At 71.3% G+C, this 20,108-nt stretch carries 15 protein-coding genes and 3 tRNA genes; 8 read left to right on the top strand and 10 right to left on the bottom strand.

Annotated elements, in window-relative coordinates:
- Positions 1-18: 18 nt before the first annotated feature.
- The 3 genes from ALLO2_RS15410 to ALLO2_RS15400 form a co-directional block, all read right to left on the bottom strand.
- Positions 19-2,229, bottom strand: coding sequence for a hypothetical protein (locus ALLO2_RS15410; RefSeq protein WP_023840934.1), 2,211 nt, complete (start codon positions 2,227-2,229; stop codon positions 19-21).
- 5 nt (positions 2,230-2,234) lie between these two features.
- Positions 2,235-2,516 (bottom strand): hypothetical protein, encoded by a 282-nt coding sequence (locus ALLO2_RS15405; RefSeq protein ID WP_011435787.1) that lies wholly within the window; start codon positions 2,514-2,516, stop codon positions 2,235-2,237.
- A gap of 158 nt (positions 2,517-2,674) precedes the next feature.
- Positions 2,675-3,565, bottom strand: a complete 891-nt coding sequence (locus tag ALLO2_RS15400; protein WP_023840935.1) for a pyrimidine reductase family protein — start codon at positions 3,563-3,565, stop codon at positions 2,675-2,677.
- Between the two features lie 178 nt (positions 3,566-3,743).
- Between ALLO2_RS15400 and zapE the strand changes: the two genes are divergently transcribed.
- Complete coding sequence (gene zapE, locus ALLO2_RS15395) at positions 3,744-4,916, top strand: cell division protein ZapE (protein ID WP_011435789.1); 1,173 nt, start codon at positions 3,744-3,746, stop codon at positions 4,914-4,916.
- A gap of 296 nt (positions 4,917-5,212) precedes the next feature.
- Here the strand turns inward: zapE and treZ are convergent, their stop codons facing one another.
- The 3 genes from treZ to glgX form a co-directional block, all read right to left on the bottom strand.
- Positions 5,213-6,994, bottom strand: a complete 1,782-nt coding sequence (gene treZ / locus ALLO2_RS15390; RefSeq protein ID WP_035732898.1) for a malto-oligosyltrehalose trehalohydrolase — start codon at positions 6,992-6,994, stop codon at positions 5,213-5,215.
- A 694-nt stretch (positions 6,995-7,688) separates the two neighbouring features.
- Positions 7,689-10,184: a malto-oligosyltrehalose synthase gene (treY, locus tag ALLO2_RS15380; protein WP_232235125.1), complete on the bottom strand. Its 2,496-nt coding sequence runs from the start codon at positions 10,182-10,184 to the stop codon at positions 7,689-7,691.
- On the bottom strand, positions 10,174-12,453 hold the full coding sequence (gene glgX / locus ALLO2_RS15375; RefSeq protein ID WP_035732896.1) for a glycogen debranching protein GlgX: 2,280 nt from the start codon (positions 12,451-12,453) through the stop codon (positions 10,174-10,176). The genes treY and glgX overlap by 11 nt, the downstream gene beginning before the upstream one ends.
- A gap of 125 nt (positions 12,454-12,578) precedes the next feature.
- On the opposite strand from glgX, the gene ALLO2_RS15370 reads away from it, so the two are divergent.
- The 4 genes from ALLO2_RS15370 (at position 12,579) to ALLO2_RS15355 (ending at position 15,502) form a co-directional block, all read left to right on the top strand.
- Complete coding sequence (locus ALLO2_RS15370) at positions 12,579-13,013, top strand: NfeD family protein (RefSeq protein WP_035732895.1); 435 nt, start codon at positions 12,579-12,581, stop codon at positions 13,011-13,013.
- A gap of 127 nt (positions 13,014-13,140) precedes the next feature.
- A complete protein-coding gene (locus ALLO2_RS15365; RefSeq protein ID WP_011435795.1) occupies positions 13,141-14,085 on the top strand; it encodes an SPFH domain-containing protein in 945 nt (314 codons plus the stop codon).
- Positions 14,086-14,383: 298 nt separating this feature from the next.
- Positions 14,384-14,917 carry a DUF3145 domain-containing protein gene (locus ALLO2_RS15360; protein WP_035732894.1) on the top strand — a complete coding sequence of 178 codons (534 nt, stop codon included), beginning with the start codon at positions 14,384-14,386 and terminating at the stop codon, positions 14,915-14,917.
- A gap of 291 nt (positions 14,918-15,208) precedes the next feature.
- Entirely contained in the window at positions 15,209-15,502 is a 294-nt protein-coding gene (locus ALLO2_RS15355; protein WP_011435797.1) for a DUF4193 domain-containing protein, read from the top strand.
- A 111-nt stretch (positions 15,503-15,613) separates the two neighbouring features.
- On the opposite strand, the gene ALLO2_RS15350 is transcribed toward ALLO2_RS15355, so the two are convergent.
- Positions 15,614-16,201 (bottom strand): isochorismatase family protein, encoded by a 588-nt coding sequence (locus tag ALLO2_RS15350; protein ID WP_011435798.1) that lies wholly within the window; start codon positions 16,199-16,201, stop codon positions 15,614-15,616.
- A gap of 226 nt (positions 16,202-16,427) precedes the next feature.
- On the opposite strand from ALLO2_RS15350, the gene ALLO2_RS15345 reads away from it, so the two are divergent.
- On the top strand, positions 16,428-17,237 hold the full coding sequence (locus tag ALLO2_RS15345; protein WP_035732893.1) for a DUF3097 domain-containing protein: 810 nt from the start codon (positions 16,428-16,430) through the stop codon (positions 17,235-17,237).
- Between the two features lie 99 nt (positions 17,238-17,336).
- Entirely contained in the window at positions 17,337-18,197 is an 861-nt protein-coding gene (locus tag ALLO2_RS15340; protein WP_011435800.1) for an N-acetylmuramoyl-L-alanine amidase, read from the top strand.
- Positions 18,198-18,342: 145 nt separating this feature from the next.
- Here the strand turns inward: ALLO2_RS15340 and ALLO2_RS15335 are convergent.
- From ALLO2_RS15335 to ALLO2_RS15325, 3 genes are all read right to left on the bottom strand, one after another.
- Positions 18,343-18,414 (bottom strand) — tRNA-Val (locus ALLO2_RS15335).
- Between the two features lie 13 nt (positions 18,415-18,427).
- Positions 18,428-18,499 (bottom strand) — tRNA-Cys (locus ALLO2_RS15330).
- A 43-nt stretch (positions 18,500-18,542) separates the two neighbouring features.
- A tRNA-Gly gene (locus ALLO2_RS15325) sits at positions 18,543-18,615 on the bottom strand.
- Positions 18,616-18,835: 220 nt separating this feature from the next.
- On the opposite strand from ALLO2_RS15325, the gene ALLO2_RS15320 reads away from it, so the two are divergent.
- Positions 18,836-20,017 carry a chorismate-binding protein gene (locus ALLO2_RS15320; protein WP_369808167.1) on the top strand — a complete coding sequence of 394 codons (1,182 nt, stop codon included), beginning with the start codon at positions 18,836-18,838 and terminating at the stop codon, positions 20,015-20,017.
- Positions 20,018-20,108 lie beyond the last annotated feature (91 nt).

The raw sequence follows: 20,108 nt of genomic DNA, 5'->3' as shown, positions 1-20,108 counted from the left end.
GGAGAGCCGGGGGCCGGGTCAGCCCGGCCGCCGCCCCCAGTCCGGTGGCAGGGAGGATCCCCGGCTGCCGGCCCGGCCGTCGAGGAACGAGATGCGGTCGTTGTTCGCGACCATCGCCGGGCTCGCGAGCCAGGCGGCATAGGCACGCCGCTGGGTCGGCGTCATCCGCGCGGACGGACGCGGATTCCCCGAGGCGTCGAGGAAGTTCTCCGCCGGCGAGGTGATGAACCCGTCGGCCCTCGGATCGCCGGTGTAGACGCGGCACGGCCCGCCGGCGGGGGCCACCGCGATCGGCCGGAGCGGGTCACGATCCCGGCGGGCCCAGAGCCGGCGGGCGCTGGTCTCGTAGGCCGCCGCCCAGCCGGGCAGGACCCGGGAGGCGTCTCGCAGGTCCGCGACGACCTGGGCGGGGCGGGTGGTCGGCAGGTCGCTGTAACGGGCCCGGATCCAGGCCTCGATCATCTCCACGGTGACCCCGACGCCCAGATGGACGAAGGTGCCCGGTGGGTTCGTCGGATCGATGGACTTGCCCACCTCCCCGAGCACGTCGAGCAGCACCGCCTGCTGCCGGCGGTGGGCGCCGACCGCGTCGGCATGCTCGCGCAGCACCGCCTCGGTCGCATCGGCGAGGGCGCCGGCGAAGAACGCCTGCGCGCGTTCGACCCGCAGGTAGCCCAATGCCAGGGGGCTCGACGAATACCCGCCGGGGGCCGTTTTCCAGCCCTGGACCGAGGCGGCCACCTGGTCGTCGAGACGAAGACCGTAGGTCGTGACATCCTGGGCGAGCAGACCGGCCAGCGCCCCGCCGCGCAGGCACTCCCGCAACAGCGACTCCCACGCCTCGAGCGGGATCAGCTCGACCAGGGCGGACTGCGCCGCCGCGGCCCCGGCCTGCGGGTCCACCGTGGGACCGGGGACCACGGCGGTGACGGCGTCGTAGAGCTCGTCCCGATAGGTCCGTAGCGCCGGGACGAGGGCCGCCCGCAGCCGGAGGAGCAATGGCCGGTCACCGGTCGCCTGGACGGCCCCGGCCAGCCGGGAGACGAACGAGGCCGAGGCCCGCGGATCGGCACGGCGGCTCTCCTGGCTTCCCGCCGCGGCCACCAGCCGGATCCAGGCATCTTCCAGGGATCGGGCCGTCGCGAGATCCACCGGCAGCGGAAGGGCGAGCACGGCCGCGCCGCGCAGGATGGTGTCGATGTGGTCCGCCGCGAACCGGGCGGCCAGCGCCGGGGTCGCGGCGATGGCGTCCAGCAGCACCCCCTGGTAGTCGGTGACGGTCGGTCGGCCCCGGCTCGTGGGCCCGGCCGCGGCGGGGGCGAGCAGGCCGACGTCGTGCGGCGCCGACGGGGCGACCGCGGCGTCACCTGGTCCGTTACCCGGTCGGTCACCCGGTCCGAAGGCCATCCGGCCCAGCCGGTCTAGCAGCGCACTGTCGAGGCGGGCCGAGGCGAGCAGGGGGGTCAGTAGGACCGTCTCGGCCGTGTCGGTCCTCCCGGCGGTGTTGAACCGACCGAGCCAGGCGGCGTCGAGAGTTCGCCGGTGGCTGTAGGAGGCCAGGGTGGCGCCGAGGATCCGTTCGGCCTCCCGCCGGTCGAAGCCGAGCGGTTCGGGTGGACGGTGGACCATCGGCCCCCGCGACAGTCCCTCCACCCGGTAGAGCAGCCGCGCGAGCCCGTCGGGTCCCAGCGCGTCGTGAAAGCCCAGGACGAAGTCCGGATCGTTCATCCGGGACCGCAGCACGGTCAGCGCGTCACGCGGGGTGACCATGCCTGAGGCGTTTCCGCCCGTTCCGCCCCGGCCCGTTCCGTGCCGGCCTGATCCGTGCCGGTCCGGCTCGTCCCCCCGCAGCGAGTGCGCCAACGCCCGTCCGGCGGCCACGGCCTGCTCGGAGGTGCGGGGCGCCTCGGAGGTACCAGGAATGCCCGGCGCCTCGCGGTGCACCGGCCGCCGAAGCGGGGCGGATGTCGGCCTGATCGTGATGCCGATCCCGTCGTCGACACCCTCGGCGAGACGCAGCCGGCGCCGCAGCATGGTGACCTCGGCCTTGACTTCGTCCTCCAGCGCGCCGAGCCGTTCCGCCGGGGTGGGCGGCAACCCGGCATCCGTCAACGCCGCGACGAGGGAGTGGGACCAGGAGCGCAGCAGATCCCCGGCCTCGGCCACGCTGGACACCAGCACACGCATCCGGTCGGGGTCGACGAGCACCCGGTCGCTTGGTCCGGGCATGCGCGTCAGCCGACCTTCCGCGGCCCGCCGGGGCCCGCCGGGGCGAACGCTGTCTCGCGGACCTGCAACGCTGTCTCGCAGGCCTGCACGCACCGATCGAGGGCCATGGCCGCCTCCGCCGCGAGCCGCCGCATCCGGCGTTGCCAGACCTCGGCCTGACGACCCTCCCAGGCCTCGGCACCGACCGCCGAGATCCGCTCCAGCGCGGCGGCTACGTCCAGCCGGGCACGCCGGGCTTGGGTCAGGGCGACGGCCACCGTCGCGCGACGTCCCTCGGGCACCGTCATGCGCACACCACCCAGATCGTGATCAGGTTTACCGGTGGCGACGCTAACAGCGGCCCGCCCGCCCGCGCCCGCGCGGCGACGCGACTGTGGATGACGCCGGTGCCGGTTCGGCCGCCTGTGGATGACGCCGGTGCCGGTTCAGCGCCGGTAACGCCGGTTCAGCGCCGGTAACGCAGGAACAGGACGTCGTCCTCGGCGAGGATCTGGGTCAGGGTGAGCGCGGCCGGTGCCGGCCACGGCTCGCCTTTCATGATCCCGAGTCGGCCCGGTCCGGCCAGTACCGGGGCGATCGTCAGGCACAGCTCGTCGAGGAGACCCGCCGCGGCGAGCTGGGAGTGCAGCAGCGGACCGCCCTCGGTGAGGATGCGGGTCATTCCCCGTTCCGCCAGGGCCCGGACGGCGAGGTCGGGTTCAACGGCGCTGCCGCCGCAGATCGCGATGTCGGCGACCGCCGCCAGCCGCCGGCGCCGATCGAGGGGCGCGGTCTCGCAGGTCAGTAGCACCGGTCGGATCTCCCCGCGGAACAGCCGGGCACCCGGGTCGAAGCCCGCCGTCGCGGTCACGACCGCGATCGGGGGCACCGCCGCGAGCCCCGCGGCGACGCGCCGCTCCCTCCGTTCGGGCGGGATGACCACCGGCCCGTAGTTCTCCGTCCGGGCAGTGCCGGCACCGACCAGCACCACGTCGCTGAGCCAGCGCAGCAACCGGAAGACCCGCAGGTCGGCTTCCCCGCCCAGGGGGCCCGAGCGGCCGCCCACCTCGGCGGCCCCATCGACCGAGGCCACGAAGTTTGCCCGGATGTAGGGGGTATGCGCGGCGGACGGGGGGTAGGCGTACACCTCGTCGAGATCGATGTCCTCGATGTCCTCGATGTCCTCGACGGCCTCGATGTCCTCGATGGCCTTCCTCGCGAGCCCGGCGCCCGCCGCGGCCGTGGAGTCTGTGGTCGCTGCGGCGTCTGTGGTCGCCGCGGCCTTTCCGGGGGCCACCGCCCCGGCGGCCCCCGCGGAACCGGCGAACGGGGGTGGAACCGGGAAGATACGTCGCACCGGGCCGACTGTAACGGGCGACGGTGCTGGTCATCCGATCGGCGGCGAACCCAGGTCGGCGGCGAGCCCATGGCCGGCCCGGGGCCGATCAACCGTTGTGGTATCGCGGTCGTTGTGACGTCGGCCGCGATACCGCGGGCCGGGACGGCGGGTACGGGCGTCTCCGTACGCTGGGCGGGTGGCGCAGCGTCTCGTCGATCGCCGGCCGATTGTGCCGCCCGGGGACCTGGTCGCGGCGCTCGTCCCGCCGCCCCGGTTCGACGCGGTCCGGTTCGCCGGCTACCTGCCCGATCCGGCCGAGCCGAGCCAGGCCGCCGCGGTCATGGCGCTGTCCGCGTTCGCCGACCGGTTGACCGCCTCGTCCGGGCGGTCCAGCCGTTCAGATCGTTCCAGCCGTTCCAGCCGTTCCAGGTATGCGGGCCATTCTGGGAAGGGCGGCCTGTGCGGGCTCCTGACCCGGGGGACGGGGGTGTCGGGTCCGTTCGGATCGGGCCCGCGCCGTTCCGGAAGCGCCGGTCCGTCCGGAATGCGGCCGGGGGTGTACCTCGACGGCGGCTTCGGCGTCGGTAAGACCCACCTGCTCGCCTCGCTGTGGCACGCCGTGCCCGGTCCGAAGGCGTATGGCACGTTCGTAGAACTGACCTCCCTGGTCGGCGCGTTGGGATTCGCCGCGACCGCGCGGGCCCTCGCGGGCCTGCGCCTGGTCGCGATCGACGAGTTCGAGCTCGACGATCCCGGCGACACGGTGCTGGTGTCCAGCCTGCTGACTCGGCTCGTCGAGGCCGGTGTCCACCTGGCCGCGACGAGCAACACCCAGCCGGAGGACCTCGGTGCCGGTCGGTTCGCCGCCGCCGACTTCCGCCGTGAGATCCAGGGTCTGGCGGCCAGCTTCGACATCCTCCGGGTGGACGGGGAGGACTATCGGCACCGGGGTCTTCCGGCCGCGCCCCCGCCGTGTACCGACGACGAGGTCGGCGCGCGGGCGGCTGCCGTGGAGGGGGCGACCGAGGACGGATTCGCCGCGCTGTGCGAGCACCTCGCCGGGCTGCACCCCTCCCGGTACGGCGCGCTCGTGGCCGGGGTCACCCTGGTCTGCCTGCACCGGGTCGTGCCGGTCGAGGATCAGGCGGTGGCGTTGCGGGTGGTGGTCCTCGCCGACCGGCTCTACGACCGGTCGATCCCGGTCGTGGCCTCCGGCGTGCCCTTCGGGGAGCTGTTCGGAGCGGAGCTGCTCGCCGGGCCGCATCGCAAGAAGTACCAGCGGGCCATGTCCCGGCTGAGCGCGCTGGCCCGGGACGCCGCGGCGGGGAACGACACCGCGGGCCGCGTCGCCGGGATGCTGCCCGGCTGACGCACCCGGCCGGGTGCGGCGGCCCGAACGTGCGGCTGACGCACCCGAGTGGGGTGTCGGAGCCTGCGGTCCGGACGCCGGACCGGCCGGAGTATCTGTTCGCCGTTCCGGGCGTGGACGACCCGCTGGCGGTTGTGCCGAGGCCTGCGACCATGGGTGCATGGGAACCTACGTCGTGCTGCTCGTCATGGTGTTGTTGGTGGGGCTGGCGGTGCTGGGCGGACTCTATTTCGTGCTGTCCAGGGACCACACCCGGCGCTGACGGCTGGTGCGCTGAGGGCTGGTGCGCGGACAGGTCAGCCAGCGGTCGGCTCGACCGGGGGGAGCAGGCGGATGATCACGACCGACTCGCCGTCGAGTTCCACCCGTCCCGGCATGTAGGTGAACCCGTGGGCGGATGCGGCCGGGGCGTCGAACGGGACGCCGTCGAGGGGGACGGCCTGCCGTTCGGCGGCCAGGTTCACGACGATCGCCACGTCGCCGCGACGGACCACCAGCCAGCGGGCCTCCTCGTCGAAGGTGCACGCGACCGAGGACCACGCCGGGTCGGTCAGCGCCGGCAGCCGGCGACGCAGCGCGATCAGCCGGCGGTGCCAGTCCAGCAGGTCGGAGTGACCCTCCCGGCCTGGTTCGGACCAGTCGAGTTTCGACTGCTGGAAGGTCGCCGGGTCCTGGGGATCGGGAACGTCCTGCGGCTCCCAGCCGTGGGCGGCGAACTCGGCGCGCCGACCCTCCCGCACCGCGTCCCCCAGCCCGGGGGCGGTGTGGTCGGTGAAGTACTGCCAGGGGGTGCGGGCACCCCACTCCTCGCCCATGAACAGCATCGGGGTGACCGCCGAGGTGAGCAGCAGGGCCGCACCGATCCGGAGCAGGCCGTCGCTGAGCGTGGCTGACGCCCGGTCGCCGGCGGCCCGGTTGCCGATCTGGTCGTGGTTCTGCAGGAAGGTGACGAACCGGTAGGCGGGCGTGGTCGGGGGGATCGGCCGGCCGTGGGAGCGCCCGCGGAACGTCGAGTAGCCGCCGTCGTGGACGAACCCACTGGTCAGCGCGTGGGCGAGGGTCGAGATCGAACCGAAGTCCCCGTAGTACCCCTGCCGTTCGCCGGACAGGGTTGCCCACAGCGCGTGATGGATGTCGTCGCACCACTGCCCGNCCAGGCCGTNCCCGCCGGCCTCGGGTGCGGCGACCAGCTTCGGGTCGTTGAGGTCCGACTCGGCGACGGCGAACAGCGGGCGGCGCAGCTGGGCGCCGAGCCGGTGGACCGCCTCGGCGATCTCCTCCAGCAGGTGCAGTGCCCGGCTGTCCTGAAAGGCGTGGACGGCGTCGAGACGCAGCCCGTCGCAGTGGTAGTCGCGCAGCCAGGACAGGGCGCTGTCGATGATGAACGTGCGGACCTCGTCGGAGCCGGGGGCGTCGAGGTTGACCGCGGGGCCCCACGGAGTGCTGTAGCGGTCGGTGAAGTAGGGCCCGAAGCGGCCGAGGTAGTTGCCGTCCGGACCGAGATGGTTGTAGACGACGTCCATGATCACGCCGAGGCCGCGAGCGTGCGCGGCGTCGACGAAGCGCTTGAGCCCGTCCGGGCCGCCGTAGGGCTCGTGCACCGCGAACAGACCGACGCCGTCGTAACCCCAGCCGTGCCGGCCCGGGAAGGCGTTGACCGGCAGCAGTTCGATGGCGTCGATGCCGAGCTCGACGAGATGGTCGAGCTTGCCGATGGCCGCGTCGAAGGTGCCCTCCGGGGTGAACGTCCCGACGTGCAGCTCGTAGAGCACGCTGCCGGCCAGCGCGATGCCCCGCCAGGTCCCGTCGGTCCAGGGGAAGGTCGAGTGGTCAACCAGCCGCGACCGGCCGTGAACCCCCAGCGGCCCCGGCTGCCAGGCCGATCGGGGGTCGGGCAGCTCCTCGCTGCCGTCGTCGAGCAGGAAGGCGTAGTCCGTGCCATGCTTCGCGGACGGGACGTTGACCCACCNCCNCCCCCGTTTCCCGGCGGTCATCTCGTGCGTCGAGTCGCCGGCGGAGCCCGCCACGACCAGGCTGACCGTCTTCGCCTCAGGGGCCCACAGCCGCAGGGTGCTCATCGGTCTTGTCTACCTGCCAGAGCCGTCGGACACGCCGTGACGGCGACAATGGTGACGACATCGGTCCCCGGCCGAAGGCGCCCGGCTGCCCGGCATGCCGAGCCGGATGGCACCGAGATGGCAGCGAGGTAGTCCCCGGAGGGGAGGGCAGCCGCCGCGCGATGCCTCCACATCTTGATCGTATGGCACCGTTATGCCATGATTTTGCTGTCGTGATGTTCGACCGGAGGTTCGCTGCACTCCCGCCCCTCCGCCGGGCCTACGACACGCCGTCCCACCTGCGCGTTGATTTTCGGGTCCTCATGATCCCTACGAGGGATTGCAACATGATCATGACGAACCGGCGGGTGGGCCACCACCAGGTCCTCATGATCCCTACGAGGGATTGCAACATGACCATGACGAACCGGCGGGTGGGCCACCACCAGGTCCTCATGATCCCTACGAGGGATTGCAACATGACGGGCGTGAGCCGGTGCGCGATGTCATTTGCCAGGAGCCTGGGACCAGGGTCTTGCCATGACCTAGGGACCATCTTGCGGCTGCCGGGACCTTGCCGCACGCGCGGTGGAACGCACGGGCGGCTGAACGGTCTGGCTCAGGGTCGGTGAGAGGCAGGCGACCCAGCCGTGAGCCGCCCCTGCCAGCCCGGCCGCGGGCCACCAGATGTTGGCNGGGGCCGGCCTGCCGCGTGCTACGCGCGGACGAGCAGGCTCACCGGGAAGTCGCGTAGCAGCCGGAGCACATAGGCGGTGCCGCCGTCGTGCTTGCGGCCGGTGAGCACGTCCGTCCAGCGTCCCTCGGGCAGGGGGATGGTGGTGTCCCGCCAACCGCCGCCGCGGCGCAGGCCGAGGACAAGCCGGGGCACCACGGTGACGACGGACTCGGACCGGCTGAAGGCGACGACGTTCTCCGCGGCCGAGCCGGAGGCCCACAGCGGCCGGTAGATCGCGTCCGCCCCGAACCATTCGGGATGGTCGCGGCGGGTCCGTAGCGCCCGGGCGACGACGAGCAGCTTCGCCGCGCCGGAGTCGTCGAGGGTCGGCGGGCGCCGCGGCGCACCGGTCTCGGCGGTCGACTCCACACCGATCTCGGCGAGCAGCTTGGTGCGGTCACCGTAGTTGACCGCCCGCCGGTTGTCCGGATCGACGAGGGAGAGATCCCACAGCTCCTGGCCCTGGTACACGTCCGCCACCCCCGGCATGGTCAGCTGGAGCAGCTTCTGGGCCAGCGAGTTCTGCCGGCCCAGCTCCACCAGCGTGGCGACGTACCGCTCCAGGATGCCGACGAACTCGTCGTCCTCCAGCACTGACTCGATGTAGTTCGTCAGGGCCGCCTCGTAGCCGGGGTCCTGGTCGGTCCAGCTCGTGTGGGTCTTCGCTTCCCGGACGGCCTTGAGCATGTACTGCGTGGCCCGGTCGGCGGGCAGCGGCCAGGCGCCGACCAGGGTCTGCAGCAGGAAGTAGACGGTGACCCGGTCGGGCCAGCCCTGCTCGGTGTCGCGGTGGCGTTCCCCGAGCCGCGCGAGCCGGCCGGCCACCTCGGCCCAGCCGCGGGGGTCCTCAGACAGCACCGCGAGCCGGGCCCGCACATCCTCCGACCGCTTGGTGTCATGCGTGGACAGGGTGGTCATCGTCAGTGGCCAGTTTCGCTGGACCGACAGGTTCGCCTCGTGGAACTCGGTGACGGCGCTGCGTGGGTGCCCGGTCGTGAACGCCGGGAAGCGGCCGGGGTTGCCGCCGACCTCGTTCAGTGCCAGCAGCCGGGCATACCGGTAGAAGGCGGTGTCCTCGATGCCCTTGGCCATCACCGGCCCACAGGTCTGCTGGAACCGGACGACGAACTCGGCCGGCCCGCCCAGCGCCAGGTCCTCGATGAGATCGACCTCGGTCGCCCGCCCCGGCAGGTGGGACCGGGCCTGCTCGCAGGCGCGGACCACGTGCCCGCGGGCCTCCAGGCTCGGCGTGCCGTCTGGGCGGATGTAGGCCCGGTAGACGTCGAAGGCGGCGAGGATCTCGCACATCGCTTCGTGCAGACCGGTTCGGGTGAGGTCGGCCCGGGCCTCCCTGGCCTCCCCGAGCGCGAGGCTTGTCAGCCGGTCCACCTCGGGCTGGAGCACGCCCGCGAGGACGTCGAGCTTGGCGGCCCGCGCCTCGGCCTCGTAGTCGGGGTCCGCACGGGTGATCTCGCCGTAGAGCACCGCGAGGGGATGACCCGCCATCGGGTCGAGAAACAGCCGGGTCAGCCGGCCGATCCCCTCGTAGCCGGTGGTGCCGTCGCAGGCCCAGGTGTCCGGCAGCGCCTCGTCATCCTCCAGGATCTTCTCGACGACGGTCCACNCCCCGCCGGTGGCCTCCGACAGCCGGCGCAGGTAATCTTCCGGGTCCGCGAGCCCATCCGGATGNTCGATGCGCAGCCCGTCGAAGGTCCCCGCGCGGACCTGTTCGATGAGAATCCGGTGCGTGGCGGCGAACACGTCCGGGTCCTCCTGGCGCAGCGCCGCCAGGGTCGTGATATCGAAGAACCGCCGGTAGTTCAGCTCGGTCGCGGCGACCCGCCACCAGCACAGCCGGTAGAACTGCGCGTCGAGGGTCGCGGCGACGTCGTCGGGGTTGGCGGTGCCCGCGGCGACGGGCAGCACGTGGTCGTAGTAGACGACGACCCAGTCGCCGTCCTCGTCCTGTTCGACGGAGATCTCCCCGGCCGCCAGGCAGTCGGCGAGCCCGGCGCCCAGGATCGGCACCAACACCCGGCCGGGGTTGTCGGGGGAGGCCCAGTCGATGTCGAACCAGCTGGCGTAGGGGGATTCGGGTCCCTCGCGCAGCACCGACCACCAGGCCGCGTTCGTCGTTTCCGGGGCGATCGCCATGTGGTTGGGGACGACGTCGACGATCAGGCCGAGTCCCGCCTTGCGGCACGCGGCGACGAGCCGGCGCAGCCCGCCGGCTCCCCCCAGCTCGGGATTGATCTGCCCGTGCTCGACGACGTCGTAGCCGTGGGTCGAGCCGGGCGCGGCCTCCAGCACGGGCGAGAGGTACAGGTGGGAGACGCCGAGCGTGGCCAGGTAGGGGACGACGACCGCCGCATCGGTGAGGGAGAAGTCCAGGTTGAGCTGGAGCCGGTAGGTGGCGGTCGGTACCACCCGGTCGGCGCCGTACCCCCCGTCGGGGTGCGTCGGGTCAGCTGACACGGCGCAGCACGACGGTCGAGCGGGCGTCGAGTTCGATGGGATCGCCGGCCTTCACGGCCCTTCCCATGCTCGCGGGATCGAGGGCCGAGTGGAGCAGCGCGGTGTCGCTGAGCCGGGCGTCGACCTCGGCCGTCGACGCCCGGGTGTCGACGACGATCTCCCACGAACTGCCGAAACTGGTCGCCGGCGCCTGGAACCCGACCGGTTCATGGTGGGCATTGAAGAACAGCAGGAACGAGTCGTCGATGATGGCCTGGCCCAGCGCGTCGGGGTCCGGTATCCCCTCACCGTTGAGGTAGACGCCGAGTGATCGCGCCGTCCCGGACTCCCAGTCGCTGTCGGACATCTCCGTGCCGTCCGGGCGGAGCCAGGCGATGTCCTTGACGGCGGGGTCGTCCTTGACGGCGGGGTCGTCGCCGGAGCGCCCGCCACTGCCGTCCGCGTCCTGGCCGCCCGCCTGCCCGCCGGTGACCGCCTCGGCCGCGCCGTGCGTCGTGCCGCCCTGCCCGCGCAGCGACTTGCCCTGGAAGAACCGGCGGCGGCGGAAGATCGGATGATCATGGCGCAGCCTTGACAGCATGCCGGTGAACTCGATCAGGTCGGCGTTGCGCTCGGCGTCGGACCAGTCCAGCCAGGAGATCGGGTTGTCCTGGCAGTACGCGTTGTTGTTGCCCTGCTGGGTGCGTCCCATCTCGTCTCCGGCGACCAGCATCGGCACCCCCTGGGACAGCAACAGCGTCGTCAGCAGGTTACGGGTCTGCGCGGCGCGCAGGGACAGGACGGTCGGGTCGTCGGTGGGCCCTTCGACTCCGCAGTTCCACGACCGGTTGTCGTCGGAGCCATCCCGATTGTCCTCGCCGTTGGCTTCGTTGTGTTTTTCGTTGTAGGAGACCAGGTCGTGCAGGGTGAACCCGTCGTGCGCGGTGATGAAGTTGATCGATGCCCACGGCCGGCGCCCGCTGTTCTCGTACAGGTCGCTCGATCCGGTCAGCCGGGAGGCGAACTCGGCGATCCCGTGGTCCTGCCCGCGCCAGANGCCGCGGACGGTGTCGCGGTATTTACCGTTCCACTCGGTCCACAGCGGGGGGAAGTTCCCCACCTGGTAACCGCCCTCGCCGAGGTCCCACGGTTCCGCGATCAGCTTGACCTGGGAGACCACCGGATCCTGCTGGACGAGGTCGAAGAACGATGACAGCCGGTCGACGTCGTAGAACTCCCGGGCCAGGGTCGCCGCGAGATCGAACCGGAACCCGTCCACGTGCATGTCGGTGACCCAGTAACGCAGCGAGTCCATGATCAGTTGTAGCACGTGCGGGTGTCGTACCCGCAGGCTGTTGCCGGTGCCCGTGTAGTCCATGTAGTACTGGGGACGGTTGTCCACGAGCCGGTAGTAGGCGCTGTTGTCGATGCCGCGGAAGCACAGCATCGGACCCATGTGGTTGCCCTCGGCGGTGTGGTTGTAGACGACGTCGAGGATCACCTCGATTCCGGCCTCGTGCAGGTTCTTGACCATTCCCTTGAACTCCTGCACCTGGCGGCCGTGGCCGCCGGAGGCGGAGTAGCCGCTGTGCGGCGCCAGGAACGCGATGGAGTTGTAGCCCCAGTAGTTGCGCAGCCCGCGGCTGACCAGATGCTCGTCATGGACGAACTGGTGCACCGGCAGCAGCTCGATCGCGGTCACGCCGAGCTTGCGATAGTGGTCGATCATCACCGGGTGGGCGACTCCCGCGTAGGTCCCGCGGTACTCCTCCGGCAGGCCGGGATGGTTCTTGGTCAGCCCCCGGACATGCGCCTCGTAGATCACCGACTCGTTGTAGGGCCGGCGTGGCGGGCGGTCCCCGTTCCAGTCGAAGAACGGGCTGATTACCACCGACTTCATCATGTGGGGGCCGGAGTCGGCGTCGTTGACGCTGTCGGGGTCGCCGAAGGTGTAGGGGAACACCGCCTGGTCCCAGGCGACCTCCCCGTCGACCGCCTTCGCGTACGGGTCGAGGAGGAGCTTGGTGGAGTTGCAGCGCAGCCCTCGGGCGGGGTCGTAGGACCCGTGGACCCGATAGCCGTAGCGCTGGCCCGGTCCCACGGTGGGAAGGTAGGCGTGCCAGACGAAGGCGTCCCGTTCCCGCAGGTCGATCCGCTCCTCGTTGCCCGCGTCGTCGAACAGGCACAGCTGGACCCGGTCGGCGACCTCGGAGAAGATCGCGAAATTTGTGCCCGATCCGTCGTATGTGGCGCCCAGGGGATAGGGGCTGCCGGGCCATACCTGTGACATACGACCGAAGCCTACGGGCCGAACGGTATTCGCGGGCCGGGGTCGCTTCATCCCGGGTTCGCGGGGCCTGCGATCCTTGAAGATTCTTTGATCGCCTGCTGAACGCCGCAGTCTATCATGGAGTCATGTCCGACGGGACGATCTGGATCGTCATCGCCGGCGCCCTGGTCGTCGGCGAACTACTGACGCTGGACCTGACGCTGGCGATGTTCGCGCTGGCCGCGCTCATCGGGGCCGGTGTCGCGCTGCTCGGCGTCGATCTGGTCTGGCAGATCGTCGCCTTCGTGGTCGCGGCGGGNGGNTTTNGGNTGGGNCTGCGTCCGGNGGCGAAGCGTCAGCTGCAACGTACGCCGCCCCTGCTCACGGGTGCCGACGCGCTCGTCGGAGAGCGCGCGATGGTGGTGGAGCGGGTCGACGGCGGCGGGGGTCGCGTGAAGATCAAAGGAGAGATCTGGTCGGCTCGGTCCTACCCCACCACCACCGTGCTCGAGGCCGGCAGCGAGGCGCGGGTGCTGCGCATCGATGGTGCCACCGCCATCGTCCACAGTTTCGAGCTCTGACGACCGGGGCCCCGGCGCCCCCGGCGATGCCAGTGGATGTGACAGCGCCGACATCGGGCCGGCCGGCCTTCAACCGGCCGGCATCGGGACGGCCGACATCGAGGGGGCTGACAGTGAGGGGTACGCCATGGCAGGAGTGATCGCCGCCGCGGTGATCGCGGTGGTCCTACTGATTTTTCTGGTCCGGGCGGTGCGCATCGTGCCGCAGGCGCGCGCGATGGTCATCGAACGGCTGGGCCGGTATCACCGCACGCTGACGCCGGGCCTCGCGATCCTGGTCCCGGTTGTCGACCGGGTCCGTGACCGCATCGACCTTCGGGAGCAGGTGGTCAGCTTCCCGCCGCAGCCGGTGATCACCGAGGACAACCTGGTGGTCGGGATCGACACGGTGATCTACTTCCAGGTCACCGACCCGCGGGCGGCGACCTACGAGATCGCGAACGTGATCCGGGCGATCGAGCAGCTGACCGTCACCACTCTGCGCAACGTGATCGGTGGGATGAACCTGGAGGCGACCCTCACCTCGCGGGACCAGATCAACGGGCAGCTGCGCGGCGTGCTCGACGAGGCCACCGGAAGGTGGGGAATCCGGGTCAACCGGGTGGAGCTCAAGGCCATCGATCCGCCGAAGTCCATCCAGGACTCGATGGAGAAGCAGATGCGGGCCGAGCGGGACCGCCGGGCCGCGATCCTGACCGCGGAAGGCGTCAAGCAAAGCGAGATCCTGCGGGCCGAGGGGGAGAAGCAGGCCGCGATCCTGCGGGCCGAGGGGGAGCGGGAGGCGCAGATCCTCACCGCTCAGGGCGAGGCCCAGGCGATCGACACCGTCTTCCGGGCGATCCACGAGGGTGACGCGGACCAGAAACTGCTGGCCTACCAGTACCTGCAGACGCTGCCGCGGATCGCCCAGGGGCAGGCGAGCAAGTTGTGGATCGTGCCCAGCGAGCTGACCACCGCCCTCGGCGGCCTCGGTGGCCTGTTCGGCGGTGCGGACCAGGCGGACAAGACCGTCGGGACCCGTCCCGCGCCCTCCGAGGGCCCGTCCGCGGGACCTCCGTCAACCGGTTCGTAACTCCCGGGTCTCCCGGCCCGGCGGTCCGGCGGCTCGGCGGTCCGGCGGCTCGTCGGCCGTCGTCGCCTGATCTTTTCGGGTGACCCGCCTCCTCGGATGACCTGCCCGATCGGCCCATCCCGAGCCCGTCACCAATGGTTGGTGCGGACAAGACTTCCGGCCATTTAGTGATACTTCAGGAGGAGGTAGGGCTAGTCCGCTGAGCCGGACCATGGGACGATTCACTCAGCCGAACGGGGGCGGGTCGACGGGCGCAGGGGAAGGCGTTCCTCGTCGACGGAGGTCCCGCGTGGTCGCAATGTCCCCGACAGCTCGTGAGCTGTCATCCGGCTCGTCGTCCTTCGCCGTGCCGGGCAAGCTGGCGGTTCTCGCCTGTCCGCCGGCGCTGTGCCCGCACCTGGAGTTCACCGTGTCCGGCGTTCTGTCGTCGCCAGTGTCGTTGACCTGGACGGCGCAGCCCGGCATGCCCGGATTTCTCTTCGCCGGGCTGGAGTGGCGGGCGTCGCCTGCTACCGCGGGGCGGGTGGCTGGCGCGCTGCGCCGGCTCGGGCATGTCACGTTCGAGACCGTCGAGGGACCCTCACCAGGGTGTGACGCCGAGCGGTACTCATACACCCCCGAGCTAGGGCTGCACCGCGCCGCGATCGCCGCGAACGGGGACGTCGTCGTGGGGGAGGCGGCGCTGCGGGCTCTGCTGGAACGGGGGGAAGCCCGGGAGACGCTCTCCCGGGGCCTGCACCGGCTGCTCGGAACCGCCTGGGACGACGTGCTCGAACCGCTGCGCCGGGGCGCCCACGGCGCCCCGGTCACCTGGCTGCGCCGGACCGGGTAGCCGGGTGGGGGCAGCCAGGTGACCGGGGCGCCGGCCGTGCCGTCCGGCTGCCGCGGGAGAGCTGCCGGACGTCGGCCGGGCGGGCTGGCGGGGTGGACGAGGCTCCTGGGCTGCGGAAGATCAGTGCGGCAACGTCGTCGGTCAAGGCCAGGGGATTCTCCGGGGCGTCTGAGGGCCGAGGGTGTGGTGAAGCCCACATCGGGGTAGCGCGGGTCTGACGGGCACATACCCCGGCGGTCGTGCGTTGTGGGTTGCGCACGACTACGCACAACTTCTCTGGGAGTTACTTCAGTGGCCACCGATTACGACACCCCTCGTACAGCTGACATCGAGGACGCCTCGGAGCAGAGCCTCGAGGCCCTCAAGGCTCGGCGGGCGGACGCGGCGGCTGATCTCGGTGACGACGTTGATCCGTTCGAAACCGAGCTCGGCCTGCCCGGCGCCGACCTGTCGGGCGAGGAGCTGAACGTCCGCGTGCTGCCGCGCCAGGCCGACGAGTTCACCTGCACGCAGTGCTACCTGGTGCATCACCGCAGCCAGCTCGTGGACGAGCGACGGATGATCTGCCGGGACTGCGCGGCCTGACCGACCGCATGGTCCGATCGGCTCTTGGTCAGTCTCCACCGCCGAGGACAGCTCCACGATCAGTTCGGGCTCGACCGCTACCGGCGGTTCGGGCTCGTCTGGTCCGGCTTCTCACCCGACCAGAACGCCGGCGTCCCGCAGGCGTGCCACGGCTCGCTCGTCGTCGCCCGGGCGCAGGTTGACGAACCTGGTGAGGTCGAGTGGCAGCAGCACCTTCAGGCCCCGCAGCCGGGCGTCCAGCGCGCTCTCCTGGACGCAGTAGTCGCCGGCCAGCCCGACGACCACCACCCTCGACACGCCCAGCTGTGCCAGCCGTTCACCGAGCACCGTGGCGGCCCGCCGCCCCGATGCCGGGTCACGCACCGAGAAGGCCGAGTAGCCGTCGCTGCCGTCGACCCCCTTGCGGATCACCTCACCCTTGACGATCAGGTCGGGATGGAACTGGGCGCCGGGGGTGTCCCCGACGCAGTGCGGCGGCCAGATCCCGCCGCCGGTGACGAAGTGCGGGGTCTCGTGCGGGTGCCAGTCCTGGCTGTAGAAGACCGGGGAGCCGGCGGCCACCGCCGCGGCGATCTCCGCATTGATCCCGGCGATGATCTGCTCACCGCCGGCCACGTAGAGGCTGCCGGCCGGATCGGTGAAGTCGTTCTGCACGTCCACGATCAGCAGGGCGGTCCCCGGCCCGTAACGCTGACTCATCGTCGTGTCCCCTCCGCCGCGCTCCGCCCTCGCGTCGCGGTGTACCCNCCTCTCCCGGTGTACCAATCTGTCCCGATGTACCCGTTCATCTCGATGCNCCCGTTTGTTCCGATACGCCCGCCTGTCCCGGCGTACCCGTCCGTTCGGTACGACCACACTGTCACATTTTCGACACGCCCGCGTCGATATCCCTGATCATGATGGTGTGTCGGCTTAGGTTCGCAGGATGCGTAGTCGAGACTACGGGCCGGACGTCCTGGCTCCCGCCGCCCGCCCGCGCCCGGTGCGCCCGCCGGAGGTCGAGCTCGAGCGTGACCTCGTGGTCGAGGACGTGGCCACCGGTTTCTGCGGGGCTGTGGTAGGCAGCGAGAACGGTGGGGTGACGCTGGAGGACCGCCACGGCATCCGGAGGGTCTTCCCCCTGGAACCCGGCGCCTTCCTGATCGAGGGCGCGCGGGTGACCCTCGTGCGTCCCCGCCGCGGGACCCCGGCCCCCGCGGCGCGCACCGCGTCCGGGTCCGTGGCGGTGCCCCGCCACCGGGCCAGGGTCGCGNGGGCGAGCCGTATCTACGTGGAGGGTCTGCACGACGCCGCCTTGGTCGAGCGGGTCTGGGGTGACGACCTGCGCATCGAGGGGGTGGTGGTGGAGAGCTTGGACGGGGTCGACGACCTGCCGTCGGTGGTCGCGGGGTTCCNCCCGGGGCCCGGCCGCCGGCTCGGCGTGTTGGTGGACCATCTCGTCCCGGGGTCGAAGGAGAGCCGGATCGCCGCCTCCGTCGCCGGTGGCCACGTCCTGGTGACCGGTCATCCCTACATCGACATCTGGCAGGCGGTGAAGCCGGCGTCGGTCGGCATTCCCCGCTGGCCCGAGATTCNCCGCGGCCAGCCCTGGAAGGAAGGGGTCTGTCAGGCCCTCGGTGTGGAGGACCCGGCGCAGATGTGGCGCTGGATCCTGGCCTCGGTGGACAGCTACACCGACCTTGAGGTGGGCCTGCTCGGCGCGGTGGAACGACTGATCGACTTCGTCACCGGCTGACGGCCGGGCCCGGGCGGCCCCCGTACGGGCGCCGCGCAGCCGACCGCGTACGGTCACTTCCGGTGGGGACGGGCCCCCTCCGTAGGCGGGAGACACCGAATGCCGGCACGGATCAGACCATCGATCCTGCTTCGGATTGTCGGTGCGGCCGCCGTGGCCCTGGTCGCCGTGGCCCTGGTCGCCGGGGTGGCTCTGCATCTCGTGGTGGGCGGGTCCGCCGGGGCGGGCGCACCCGGCCCCCGGCCCGGCGTGGACGGGACCTCACCAACCGCCCTGTCCGGCCGGAAGGTCGTTCTCGATCCCGGGCACAACGGAGGAAACGGCGCCGCCGCGGGGTCGATCAACCGGCGGGTTCCGGCCGGCGGTTTCGACAAGGAATGCGACACCGTCGGCGCCGAGACCGACAGTGGTTACCCGGAGCACGCCTTCACCTTCGACGTCGCTGGGCGGGCGGCGGCCATTCTGCGCTCCCGGGGCGCGAGCGTGATCCTGACGCGCGACAACGACTCCGGGGTGGGCCCGTGCATCGACGAGCGGGCCCGCATCGGCAACCGGACCTCGGCCGACGCGGTGGTGTCGATACATGCCGACGGGGGACCGGCGGACGGGCGCGGCTTTCATGTCATCGCGCCCGCGCTCAGCCCGGACCGGGCCAACGCACCGATCCTCGCCCCGTCGGCACGTCTTGCGGCGATGGTGCGATCCGCCTTCGGCCGGGCCACCGGGCAGCCACTGGCGGACTACCTGGGCGAGGATGGTATGACGATCCGCTCCGATCTCGGTGGGCTCAACCTCTCGCGGGTGCCGAAGGTCTTCCTGGAGTGCGGCAACATGCGCAACCGCACCGATGCGGCCGAGCTCGCCGACCCGGCCTGGCGGGCCCGGGCGGCGGCGGGCCTTGTGGACGGGATCACGTCGTTCCTGCTGGGGGACGAGGCGTCCTCGCCCGGCCCGGGCTGACCCGGCTTCGTCCGGCGATGGGCGCGGCGGGCGGCCGGGCCTATCGCCGGATTTCCGGGCGGCCCACCGCCCACCGGCCGTCGCACACGCAGAGGGCCACCCGTGACGGGTGGCCCTCATAGGACAGCCAAAACGTTTCTCGCGGTGGGCGATACTGGGATTGAACCAGTGACCTCTACCGTGTCAAGGTAGCGCTCTCCCACTGAGCTAATCGCCCTCGAAAGGATCAGAGGCGGAGGCGGGAATCGAACCCGCGTACAGGGCTTTGCAGGCCCTTGCCTAAACCACTCGGCCACTCCGCCGTGGGAGGCCGCTGGGGACGGACCTCAAGCCTCTCTGCTCCCGAGCGGACGACGGGATTCGAACCCGCGACCCTCACCTTGGCAAGGTGATGCTCTACCAACTGAGCCACGTCCGCGCTGCTCCGCGCTTCTCGGCGGTGCAGGTAGCACTCTAGCGGACGATCGGGCCAGACGTCGAACCGTCCGGCGGGCATCGCTGAGATGTTGCGTTGGGTCAAGGTTCTCCGGATGAACACCGGCTTTCGCCCACGGCACGTCCATGCGGCTGGCGGCCGTCGAGGGGCTGGTCCATGCCCTGGGCGGCGGGTCACCTCGGGCGGCGGTAGCGTGATCGGAATGAGCGAGACGAACGTGGCGGCTCGGGAGACGAGCCCTCTCGGGCGTGTGGCACCGTCACCCCCGTGGGATGCCTCCTCGTTCCTGCTCGCCGGCGGCCGGTTCGCGACCGAGGTCGTGGAGATCAGCGATGACGCCGCGGTGCTGGATCGAGATGGCTTCTGGGCGGTCGTCGTCGACTTCAAGGGGGCCGTCCGTTGCATCCGGTTCGCCGACGTGCGGCCGGCGCCTCCCGGTGGTGTCGCGGCGCTGCGGCGTGGCCCCTGGCTCGGACCGTCGCGAGCCGCATGGGCGACGACCATGAACCGGGCAGCCTACCTTGACGGGGTTGCGGCGATCCGTGAGCGCATCGCGGCGGGGGNGGNCTACCAGGTCAATCTCTGCCGATTGCTGTCGGCGCCCCTGTCGGCGCCCGCGGCGGAAGGCGCGGGGGGTCCCGGTGTCGGTGCCGCCGGNGTCGATCTCGGTGCCCTGGCGGCCGTCGTCGCCGCCGGCAATCCCGCGCCGTACGCGGTCGTCCTGGACGTGCCGGAGGCCGGGGTGCGCATCGTCGGCGCCTCCCCGGAGCTGTTCCTCTCCCGCCAGGGCGACGTCGTGAGCTCCAGGCCCATCAAGGGAACCGGTCGGACGGCGGCGGATCTGCGGGAGAAGGACGTCGCCGAGAACATCATGATTGTCGATCTTGTTCGCAACGATCTCGGGCGGGTTGCCCACCCGGGAAGCGTGACGGTGCCTTCACTCTGTGCTGTGGAGAAACACCCCGGTCTCGTGCACCTCGTCTCGACCGTCCGGGCCCGGCTGCGGCCGGGGGTGGGCTGGCGGGACCTCCTGGCGGCGACCTGCCCGCCCGGTTCCGTCTCCGGTGCGCCGAAGTCGAGTGCGCTGCGGATCATCCGAGAACTGGAACCGGCCTCTCGGGGCTACTACTGCGGGGGGATCGGCTGGGTGGATGCCGACCGGAACGTGGGTTGGCTGTCTGTTGGTATTCGTACGTTCTGGATCGAGGACGACCGGATCTGGTTCGGTACCGGCGCTGGTATCACGTGGGGGAGTGATCCGGACTCGGAGTGGCGTGAGACCGAGCTGAAGGCCGACCGGCTGGTGGGGCTGGCGAGCCGATCGGACGATAAGCCGGGCACCGGCGGTGGGCCGAGGACAAAAGGACCCGCCTGGCGGCGCTAGGCCGGCCAGGCGGGCGGGTGCTCTGTGTGTGACTGGTCTGTGTGTGACCGGGTGGAAGCTACCTCGGATGCAGGTGGGGAAGGGCCTCCCC

Origin of the sequence: Frankia sp. Allo2, from assembly GCF_000733325.1 — a bacterium.
GTDB lineage: Bacteria > Actinomycetota > Actinomycetes > Frankiales > Frankiaceae > Frankia > Frankia casuarinae.
Note: the sequence above shows the minus strand (reverse complement) of the source record. Positions and strands in the feature narration are given on the sequence as shown.